Source organism: Xanthomonas sp. DAR33341 (assembly GCF_003992815.1).
GTDB lineage: Bacteria > Pseudomonadota > Gammaproteobacteria > Xanthomonadales > Xanthomonadaceae > Xanthomonas > Xanthomonas cissicola.
Window position 1 is genome coordinate 59,568 of sequence record NZ_QEYV01000039.1, and the last position, 7,461, is coordinate 67,028.

Below are 7,461 nucleotides of genomic sequence, written 5' to 3' on the forward strand. Positions count from 1 at the left end.
CCGGGGTTGGGTCGTGCTGCATGCCGCCTGCGAACGCGCGCCCGATGCCATGTGGATGGATCGCCTGGTCGCCGCGTTGCATCTGCCGGCCGGCGCGGATGTGCTGGAGTACCGCGACCTGCGCCGCGGGCCGATGCGCCGCGTTGGCTGGCGCATGCACGACGGGCATCGCCATATCGACGGCGTGCTGCTCACGGCCGCGCAACCCAGCGACGCCAATCGATCGTTGCTTGCGACCGCATTGGCTGGCAAGCCGTGGCGTGGTGCGCGGCTGTCGGTCTTCACGCATACCCACAGCGCCTGGCGATCCGATCATGTGCACCTGCATGCATGTCTCGGCCGCGGCGATGCACGACGCCATCGACGACGGCGCCACGTTGCACAACTCAAACAACGTGGCGGATGCCGTTCGACACCGCAGGAGTTCATCTGCCGGCTGATGCGTCGCTACGCGTTGCAGGGCCGGCGCGTGGTGCGCGTGAAATGGGACGATGCGCTGCTGTTCGGCCACGCTGGCGAAGAGATCGCCTTCCTGCGTCGTGCCGGTGTCGGTGTGCAGGAGATCGACGGCGTGAGTGCGGCATTCGCTGCGGTGGCCGCACTGGACGTCTCGCTGACCCATCGCAGCCACTGCCACGGCATCACCTTCGTCACCGCGCACACGCACGACCACGGCGAGCCGAACTGCGGCGCGCTTGCGGCCAGCGGCACGACCCTGGGTATCTACATGGGCCTGCGCCGCGCAGATGCGCTGGCCGCTGCATTGCTGGCCAGCACACCCGCCGCCATCGTGCAGGCCGCCACGCGGCCGGAGCAGCAACGTCGCCTCACCGCCCTGGGCGACCTCGGGACGACAGCCGCCGCGCTGCCACCGGGTCTGCCGACCTTGTAGCTGGTGGGCGATGCTTTGTCCGAAGCTGCTGCAGCGTGCGACGACCGCGATGGGCCGATGGCGGTGCAGGCAGTGGGGTGGGGACAGCACACCACCGATGACGCGGCTGCAAGGCAGGGCCACTCGGGCTCACGGTTTCCGTGTGACATGGTGCGTGCGCATCCCGAAGACTCCTTGCCGAGCCTCTGGGCCAGCCGCATCCGCGCGTGGACGGCATGCATGCGTAATGGTTACGGCCTAGTGTCGACGTCGGCCGGTGGTACCGGCCTGCACACAACCGCAAAGTCTTTCGCAGGGTGTATCGACGTGGCGCACTGAAGGCGCATCAGTGCGCGTCCAGATCCGTGCGCAGTTATGTGTGCGTGCATTGCCTGTTTCGACCTGTGGCTGCGCCGCTGTCTGAGCTGCCCGTAGCGAATCGGCCGAGCGATCTGCGGTATCGACAGCACGCGTCTTGCGAGGCGCGGCGCACGCCGTCACCGAGGCGATGGCCTCATGCAGGCGATCTGGTGGGCCAAACGCTGACGGCTGATTCCTCGCCGTGCGTGGCAATCAGACTACGCGAGATCGGAACACGCCTGCAGTAGCGGCGGCGGTTGATCCAGGCACCGCAGCTGATCCTGCGACGCCTGCGCAATCTGTCTAGCGGCTGCAGACCGCAGCTGCGCCCCGTGATAGCGCTATCCACCTAGGAGGTAGGCCGAATCGTCCGGCGATGCGAATGTGTGCAAGATTTGCACAGCGAGCGCAGCCGTTTTTTCCTGCATCCATCCGCAGTGCACCGTGGGGCCTGCCTTTTGCGGTTGGCACGAATGTTGCGGTTAGCCCATCACCAGGCGTAACCGAAGCATCGAGAGGAGGCACAGTGGAAGACGGACAAAACACGACCCGTAGCCGGCGCGGCTTTGCCGCATTGGATCCGGAGAAGCGCCGCCTGTTGGCGAGTAGCGGTGGCAAGGCCGCGCATGCTAGCGGCAATGCGCACGAATTTACTAGCGACGAAGCGCGCGAAGCTGGCCGTAAGGGTGGCCAGGCCGTGAGCCGCGATCGCGACCACATGTCGCGCATCGGCAGCAAGGGCGGGCGTTCCAAGCAGGCCAAGCCGCAGGAAGAATCCGCTTAATCCAGCCATCGGCGTGCCATGGTGCGCCGGTTCGGGAGCGAATCTTGCCGGAGGTTGGACACAGGCGCTACGCCCTTGCGGCCGAGCGCCTGTGCTGTTTTTGGTCGAAGCAAACCGATTGGTGCACGCGATGATGCACAATCGATTGCAAATTTTTGCACGCATTCATCGTGCGTGATGTTCTGTGCACCTTGAAGGATCCACGAGCGCCTGCTGTGCAATGCATCGAGCGCAGGCGAGAAATTTTTGCAGTCGTGCATGACGTCCGACATCGATTGCATGGAAAAATTTCACTCCAGCCATGCTGCAGCTTCTAACCTCGGCAGGATTTGCAGCCCTCCGGATTGCGGGCTCACCGCACCGCCGCAGCATGCATAGTCCCCGCGACCGGTAGCCGGACGCATTCGACCTCAGGCGGTCCGCGCGGTCAGCGGCGCAGCGTTGTATGCGGGTCCTGAGAGAGCGCCAGGAAAGGTCCTCAGTTTGTTGTGACCGCATCTAAACAGTCTGTGGATGGCGGTCGCAGTCCCTCCTCGCAATGTCTATGGCACGTAGACGGCGCACGCAGCGTTCACTTGGAACAGTCACATCTTTCATCCGCGCCGCTGCAGGCTGGACATATCGCAAACAAACAGGAGAACCCCATGGCCGAACCCCAAGAACACCTGATGGACTGGCTGCGCGATGCGCATGCAATGGAGCAGCAGGCCGAGCAGATGCTCAAGGCCCAGGCCGCACGCATCGAGCACTACCCCCAGCTCAAAGCCCGCATCGAGCAGCATCTGGAAGAGACGCTGGGGCAACAGCGCTTGGTCGAGTCGTGTATCGAGCGCCTGGGCGGTTCGCCGTCGATCATCAAGGACGCCATGGGCAAGATGGCCGCATTCGGGCAGGCGATGGGCGGCATGACCACCTCCGACGAAATCGTCAAGGGCGCGATGGCCAGCTACGTGTTCGAGAACCTGGAGATCGCCACCTACACCGCGTTGCTGGGTGCAGCCAAGACGGTGGGCGATACCGAAACGCAGCGCGTCTGCGAGCAGATCCTGCCCCAGGAGCAGGCCATGGCCGATTGGCTACTGGCGCATCTGCCGGAGTTGACTGAAGAGTTCCTGGTCCGCGACGCCACCCCAGGGGTCACCGCAAAGAAGTAAACGTCAGCTGCGCAGGTTTCATCGGCCCCGCAGTGCGGGGCCTTTTTGCTTCTGCGTGCAGAGCGCTTACCCTTGGCGCCTTCCTCGCACCGATGCCTGCAATGACGACCAATCTAACGTATCCGATCGGCACGCCCGGGCAACCGTGGGGCGAGCCGGAACGCGCCATGTGGCGCGCACGCCAGCTGCAGCAGCGCAGTTATGCGGACGATGTCGTGCAGCAGATCGCAACACTGGCCGAGCAGTACCAGCGCGTGCAGTACGGCACCATTGCCCATGCGCAAGGGGAGTATCCCCTGCTGGCACTAAGCAGCGCGCAGTGGGACGACGACAGCCTGCCATGCGTGTTGGTCACTGGAGGCGTACACGGCTACGAAACCAGCGGCGTGCAAGGTGCGCTGCAATTTCTGCAGCAGCGTGCTTCCGACTACGCAGGCAGATGCAATCTACTGGTGGCGCCGTGCATCAATCCCTGGGGTTATGAGCGCATCCAGCGTTGGAATGCCGATGCAGTGGATCCGAATCGCGCGTTTCGCAACAATAGCCCGGCCGAAGAGTCGGCTGCGCTGATGCGGGTGCTGGCTGCGACTTCCGGACGAATGCTGGTGCATATCGACCTGCACGAAACCACCGATAGCGACGAGAGCGAGTTTCGCCCCGCGTTGGCGGCGCGCGACGGTGCGGTGTTTGTGCCGGGGAGCATTCCGGACGGGTTTTATCTGGTCGGCGACAGTGAAGATCCGCAGCCCGCCTTCCAACAGGCGGTGATCGCGGCGGTGGCCGAGGTGACGCATATCGCGCCCGCCGATGCGGATGGGCGGCTTATCGGTGCACCGGTGGTGGGGCACGGGGTCATCAATTATCCGGTGCGGCGACTGGGCCTGTGCGCCGGCGTCACCGATGCGCGGTATCGCACGACCACCGAGGTCTATCCGGATAGCCCGCGCGCCACACCCGACCAATGCAATGCTGCGCAGGTCGCGGCAATTTGCGCGGCAATCGACTACGCATTGGCGCAGCACTGAGGGCAGGGCACTTAGAGCGGCTGACAAAACGACTGTGCAGCCGCCAGGCGGGCGCGGCCGGTGCTCGGAGTCGGCATGGACCACGCGTACACTCCGGTTCCTCCGCGCCGTCCGCACCCACCTGGCGACTGCTCGCTACGGTTTGTTAGCCGCTCTTAGGCGCGTGAACCGCAGGGTTGGCCGGCAAATATCTATACGCCGAGTACAGCCATTGCTCGCGTGCGGATTTCGGTCTGGGTTCTGCGGCGACGTCGCATGATGCGACGCGTCTGCACGGCCGCGCATCGTCGCAGCACGGACTGGCGCGTTGCCTGCATGGCGAACAGAGGACGCGCCGCACGCACGCGGCCTTGCGCGTACAGCACGTAAACTCCGCTTTCATAAGTCGCAGGAGCGCAGATCCATGCAACACGATGCATTCCATGGCGCACGCAGGCGCGTGTTGGCTGGCGTGGTCGGGATGACGCTCAGTGGTGGCGCGTTTGCACAACAGACCAACCCGAGGAACACCATGGCGCAGGACAGCAGCTGGCACGCCGGAACCTGGCTCAACCGGCCGAAGACACTCGCGATCAACGGCGACACGTTGGATGTGGTGACCGACCAGGCGACCGACTTCTGGCGCAAGACGCACTACGGGTTCACCCGCGACAGCGGGCACTTTCTGGGCATCAGGGCCGGCGCAGGCTTCACCGCGCAGCTGCGTGTGCGCGCGCAGTACGAAGTCTTGTACGACCAGGCCGGCATCATGGTGCGCGTGGACGAGCAGCACTGGGTCAAGGCCGGGATCGAACTCAGCGACGGGCGTGCCATGCTCAGCAGCGTGTTGACCAACCCGGTATCGGATTGGGCCACTGGTCCTTACGAAGCCGACCCCAAGGATTTCTGGATCCGTGCCACGGTTGCCGACGGTGTGCTACGCCTGCAGGTCTCTGCGGACGGCCGTCGCTGGCTGTTGGTGCGGCTGTGTCCATTCCCGCCAGCAAGCGCCTATCTGGTCGGGCCGATGTGCTGCACGCCCGAGCGCGCCGGGCTGAAGGTGCGGTTCTCCGATTGGGCACTGAGTGCGCCGCTAGGCAAGGACCTGCACGATCTCAGTTGAGCGGGGCTTTGCTGCATTGCAGGCAAGAGTTCGGACGTGCATCGCATCACAAGGCATCGCGCATGCAACCGCATAGCGGCGCGGTGCGATTGCCTGCCCGGCAGGCTCCGCGCGCCGCCGCGGCTTTACGGCAGGCGCCGCAGCGCCGCGGTTTGTTTGACGTAATCAGCCACCAGGTGCGCTTCCATGGGTTTGGCCAGCAGATACCCCTGCGCCTCATCGCATCCCCAACTCCGCAGCAAGGCGATCTCATCGGCGTGCTCGATGCCCTCGGCCACGGTGCGATAACCCAATGCGTTGGCCAGGCGCACTACCGCCTCGGCGCGCATCTGCATGCCGGTTTTGGTGGCGATGCCAGTCACCAGCGACCGGTCCAGCTTGAGCACATTGACCGGCAACTCGGTGAGATAGCCGAAATTGCTATAACCGGTGCCGAAATCGTCGATGGCCACGCTCACGCCTGCATCGCGCAACGCCCGCAGCCGCGGCACCGCTTCGACATTGCTGCGCAGCCAGCGGCCTTCGGTGATCTCCAGCTCGATGCATGTGGTAGGAATCGCCAGATCCTTGCAGCGGTTGATCACATCGGCTGCCAGATTGATGTTGCCGAAATCGCGCGAGGACAGGTTGATGGACATGGAAAAATCCAAGCCCTGGGCACGCCACTTCGCCAGCTGTACCAAGGCGCTTTCGATCACCCAGTTGGTGACCGTGCACATCAGTGCGGTTTTTTCGAAGAGCGGGATGAATTCGTCCGGACCGATCGGGCCCATACTGGCGTGATTCCAGCGCAGCAACGCCTCGAAGCCGGTCACCGATAGGTCTTCAAGATCGATGCGCGGCTGGAACACCAGCCGGAAATCGCCGGCATCCAGGGCCTTTTCGGCATCCAGTGCCAAGCGGTAGGAGCGTTGGATCGCATCGTCGTGCGAAGCGCTATACCAGCACACGATGGCATGGTTATTGATGGCATCGCCCAGCGCCACCAGGCCCTTGCGCATCACGTCGTTTGTGTCCGGCTGCTGCGGAGCAAAGCGCACCACACCGGCATGAAAGGTCAGCGACATCGGTACGCCGGCGGCATCCACCGGCTTGTGCAGCATGTCGCGCAGATCCAGCAGCAGGTCTTCCATCTCGTCCGGCGCGGAGTTGAGCAGGAAGAACGCAAAGCGCATCGAGGCCACGTGGTACACCGTGGCCTTGCCGCGCAAAGCGCGCGTCAACACATAGCTGGCGTGGCGAACCAATTCTTCCAACGGCTGCATGCCCAGCGCCTGGCGCGCCTCGTTGGCGGCCTGGGTATCGTAGACCTCAATAAATGCAGCAATGGTGGGCACGCTATGACTGCCGAAGGCGAGGGCGTCCAGATCCGATTGCAGCTGGCGCGTATTGAGCAAGCCGCTATGCGGTTCGCGCCTGCCTGCACCGAACTGCAATTCCAGTTGTGCGGCAGCCACGTTGGCGAACATCAGCAGTTGCTGGTGCTCCTGGCTCGCCAGCCGGCGCTCGCGTGTGTCGATCACGCACAGGGTGCCGGAAATGCCTGTCTGCGGAGCACCCACCGGCACACAGGCGATAAAGCGCGCAGGCAAGCCGGGGAAGGCGGCATCGCCCAGTTTGATTTGCGCAAGCGTTGCATGCTCGATCAACTCGGTCACGCCATTGGGCGCTGCCGGAACCTGCTTGCACAACTCCATGGCCTGCTCGACATGACTGCTGCTGATACCACGTGCTGCCAGCACGCGTAGGCGCCCGCCCTCGGTGATGGTCAGCGCAGCAGCCGGCGCAACCAGGGCATGGCAAAGCAATCGTGCGATTTGCTCGAGTGGCTCCATGCCACCCAGGTCGATCGGCACGCCTGACCAGTCGAAGTGGCGATCCTGCGGTTTGTCGTCCGGGGCTAGCGTCATGGCGTCAGGTTCCGTGTCGAAGATCACACTGCACCTCTACTAGAAACAAACCGGGGTCATCGATAGGTGATGAGGTCTGCACGATTCGTACATTCCCTATCAGCGTCGGGGTGGTTCCAAGCGGTAAACAAGCTGGCAGCCCCGACAATAACTGCTGCCGTTACGCCTGAGATATACAAATATCGCACTCCTCCGTCGCTGTCGACTGGTGAAGTGGTCTTAACTCATGAGAGCGAGCTCATAAATTGGCGGGAC

General features: G+C 63.7%; 5 protein-coding genes, 1 other RNA gene and 2 pseudogenes. 7 read left to right on the forward strand and 1 reads right to left on the reverse strand.

Annotated features, from left to right (window positions below; genetic code table 11):
* Window positions 1–7: 7 nt before the first annotated feature.
* The 7 genes and pseudogenes from EO156_RS24475 to EO156_RS20815 all read left to right on the forward strand — a co-directional run.
* Window positions 8–406: pseudogene (locus EO156_RS24475) on the forward strand (nitrate reductase); the annotation flags it as partial.
* Window positions 383–970 (forward strand): annotated as a pseudogene (locus EO156_RS20785) (SAM-dependent methyltransferase); the annotation flags it as partial. The pseudogenes EO156_RS24475 and EO156_RS20785, both read left to right, overlap by 24 nt.
* 787 nt (window positions 971–1,757) lie before the next feature.
* Window positions 1,758–2,015: a KGG domain-containing protein gene (locus EO156_RS20790; RefSeq protein ID WP_005916070.1), complete on the forward strand. Its 258-nt coding sequence runs from the start codon at window positions 1,758–1,760 to the stop codon at window positions 2,013–2,015.
* Between the two features lie 644 nt (window positions 2,016–2,659).
* Window positions 2,660–3,169 (forward strand): DUF892 family protein, encoded by a 510-nt coding sequence (locus tag EO156_RS20800; protein ID WP_029828993.1) that lies wholly within the window; start codon window positions 2,660–2,662, stop codon window positions 3,167–3,169.
* A gap of 101 nt (window positions 3,170–3,270) precedes the next feature.
* Window positions 3,271–4,194 (forward strand): M14 family metallocarboxypeptidase, encoded by a 924-nt coding sequence (locus tag EO156_RS20805; RefSeq protein WP_016848762.1) that lies wholly within the window; start codon window positions 3,271–3,273, stop codon window positions 4,192–4,194.
* Window positions 4,195–4,269: 75 nt separating this feature from the next.
* Window positions 4,270–4,345: non-coding RNA, sX9 sRNA (locus EO156_RS20810), on the forward strand.
* 252 nt (window positions 4,346–4,597) lie between these two features.
* On the forward strand, window positions 4,598–5,296 hold the full coding sequence (locus EO156_RS20815; protein WP_016848763.1) for a DUF1349 domain-containing protein: 699 nt from the start codon (window positions 4,598–4,600) through the stop codon (window positions 5,294–5,296).
* A 125-nt stretch (window positions 5,297–5,421) separates the two neighbouring features.
* Here EO156_RS20815 and EO156_RS20820 read toward each other — a convergent pair whose 3' ends face one another.
* Window positions 5,422–7,233, reverse strand: coding sequence for an EAL domain-containing protein (locus tag EO156_RS20820; protein ID WP_026006778.1), 1,812 nt, complete (start codon window positions 7,231–7,233; stop codon window positions 5,422–5,424).
* Window positions 7,234–7,461 lie beyond the last annotated feature (228 nt).

What these genes read in the sequence shown, in the direction of transcription:
- EO156_RS20800 (WP_029828993.1), top strand. Translation starts at nt 2,660, where the DNA reads ATGGCCGAACCCCAAGAACACCTGATGGACTGGCTGCGCGATGCGCAT.
- EO156_RS20805 (WP_016848762.1), top strand. Translation starts at nt 3,271, where the DNA reads ATGACGACCAATCTAACGTATCCGATCGGCACGCCCGGGCAACCGTGG.
- EO156_RS20815 (WP_016848763.1), top strand. Translation starts at nt 4,598, where the DNA reads ATGCAACACGATGCATTCCATGGCGCACGCAGGCGCGTGTTGGCTGGC.